General features: G+C 67.2%; 3 protein-coding genes. All 3 read right to left on the reverse strand.

Annotated elements, in window-relative coordinates; translation table 11 throughout:
* A partial coding sequence (locus tag JYJ84_RS34235) for a ShlB/FhaC/HecB family hemolysin secretion/activation protein (RefSeq protein ID WP_205190100.1) occupies positions 1–532 on the reverse strand: 532 nt, incomplete at its 3' end.
* Positions 533–854: 322 nt separating this feature from the next.
* On the reverse strand, positions 855–1,646 hold the full coding sequence (locus tag JYJ84_RS34240; protein ID WP_236027289.1) for a topoisomerase IV: 792 nt from the start codon (positions 1,644–1,646) through the stop codon (positions 855–857).
* A gap of 60 nt (positions 1,647–1,706) precedes the next feature.
* Positions 1,707–2,431: DUF1266 domain-containing protein (locus tag JYJ84_RS34245; RefSeq protein ID WP_307872223.1), on the reverse strand; the 725-nt coding region annotated here is incomplete at its 5' end.

Here is a 2,431-nt window from a genome sequence, read left to right on the forward strand (position 1 = left end):
GATCGCGCACGTTCAGCAGCGCGCCCGGTCCGTGCGGAAATACGCCCCGAGCCGTACCGATACCGCCCTGCGCGTCGTCGATCGCACCGATCCGGCCGGGCAGCACCTCAACGATCACCCGTCCGCCTGCGTAGTCCTGGTCCGGAATCGCGGCAAGCGACGTGATGTAGCCGCGCGCCACCAGCTGATCGGTGGCCCAGCTGCGAATCGCCGCGAGCCCGCGCGTGCCGGCACACTGCCCGACGCCCGGTGCCTGTTTCGACAGCCAGGGGAAATCGGCCGCGCCGCGCCATTCGATCGAACGGATCGGCACGCACGGCGTTTCGGGCGGCAGCTTGAGTGTGTCGCCACGTGCGCCCGCCTCCGGCGTCAACACATCGGCGGACTGAAGGGCCTGCCGACGCACGGCGTCGAGCTGCTGTTCCTGATGCCGCTGCGGATCGGACGTCGACAACGGCGCCGCCGCTGTCCCTGCCGAAAGCGACAGCAGGCTCGACGCCATCGCGGCGCCCACCATGCCGGATACCTTCATATTGATTCGGACTACCTATGTTACGGGTGAATCCGGCAGGCGATGTGATGTTCGATCCTCGCGTGTCGCGCGTCGCCGGACATCCCGGCGAGGCGGCACCGAACCGGCCCGCCACGCGCGACACACTCGCATGCGTGCCGTCTCGTGAAAGGTCGGAGATTACCCGGCAGCGTGCGGGAAAATTGTCAAGCGAATGTGAAAGTCGCGGCTTCACGACACTTTCGCGCAATTCTGACTTGTCCTATTGCGCGCGTGACTAGCCTTGTTAAAGCAGGCACCGGGGCTGCGGAAGATCGTGTCCCGGTTCGTCGGGCGGGCCGCTTCAGTACCCTTGGCGCAATGCCTTCGGCACGACGTAGCGGCCGCGTGTTGCGTCGAACTTCACCGTATAGCGTGCATGGATGGCCTTGTCGCCGCGCGTGCCCGTTTCCGTGACCGTCAGCGGATAGACGTCGCCGGTGCCGGTCGTGTCGGGCATGATCGTGAACGTGCGGCTCTCGCAATGCGATTTCGCGTTGCCGCAATCGAGCGATCCCATGTTGTCGAGCGCTTCGTCGATGCGCGGAGCGGCCTCGACGAGCGCATTGCCGACCGGCAGCCAGATCGACCGCATCGCCATCGTGTAGCCCTGCAGCGTGACACCGTCGCCAATCGTGAAACCGAACAGGTGCGGGCCGTACCGCTCGATGCGCACGGCGCCCGGCTCGCCGCGCTTGCCGGACGCGATGTCCGTCTTCTTCACCACCGGCTCGAGGGTCTTGCCGTCCGCCGCCGGCTTCAGCACGTACAGGTCGATCGTCCCCGTCGTGCCGTCCGAATCCATGCCCGGATTCCCGTTCTGCTCGGCCGCCTCGGTTTCGCCGCACATCGCGAGCAAGTAGCGCGGGCCGTCGGCCGTTGCCACGCGCAGCGAGCCGCACGATGCATAGATGAAATCGCCCGGGTCCGACTGCCAGCCCTTGCGGTCCGCGCGCCAGTTGCCGTAACTGTCGTGAATGAACGTGCGCAACAGGTGGTCGGTGGCAGCCGGCTCGACGGCATGCGCCGCCGCCGGCACCGCACACGCAACGGACAGCGCCAGACGTCGCACCAGGGGATGAACGGATGAGATCATGTCGACGTCGACAGGGATGGGAAACGGTGCAGGAAGCAAACGGCCGGCGGCATCACGACATCAACGCGGCTGCGCGACCGGCTCGGGATCGAACGCCGCCAGCCCCGGCCACGCCGCCTGCCCCCATGCACCGCCACCCTGCGCGAGCCAGCGTTGCAACGTCGCGTCGTCGAACGCCTTGCCGAACGGATCAGCGCGAAATCCGGCCACCCACTGCTTGCGGCCCGCGACGTAGGCGTGGCCGAAATCCGTCCAGCTGTCGAAACAGTCCTGGGCACGCTGCGCGTTGAGCAACAACACGCGCCACGCGGTGTCCGGCTCGGTCCAGCCCATCAGCATCGCCACGCGCGCGAGGAACGCCATCCGCGCACAGGCGAACGCGAGCGCCGCACGCGGGTCGTCTGTCGGCTGCAGCGCATGCAGGTCGGCGCGAAACCACTGCGTCTCGAGCACGCGCGCCAGATGCGCACGCGCATCGTCGTCCGTCGCGTCGGTGCGCAACTCCATCTGGTGCAGCATCTGGGCACGCAGGAACTTGCGCGACGTGTCGTTCAGGTGGCTCGTGTCCGCATCGTCGAAACCCGAGAATCCCGTCGCTTCCACGTACGGATGCGCGAGCAGCAACGCCCAGTGCTTGCGGGCCGACAAGGCCGAATAGCGCCCACCGCGCCGGCGGAAGTAGCGCACGATGCGCCACAGCACGAACAGGGCAACGATCAACTTGAATATCATGGTCTTCGCCCCGTCATTCCGCGGCACCGACGCCATGCGGCGCGGCGTAGCCG

Origin of the sequence: Burkholderia sp. LMG 13014 (assembly GCF_905232215.1) — a bacterium.
In the GTDB taxonomy this organism is placed as follows: Bacteria; Pseudomonadota; Gammaproteobacteria; order Burkholderiales; family Burkholderiaceae; genus Burkholderia.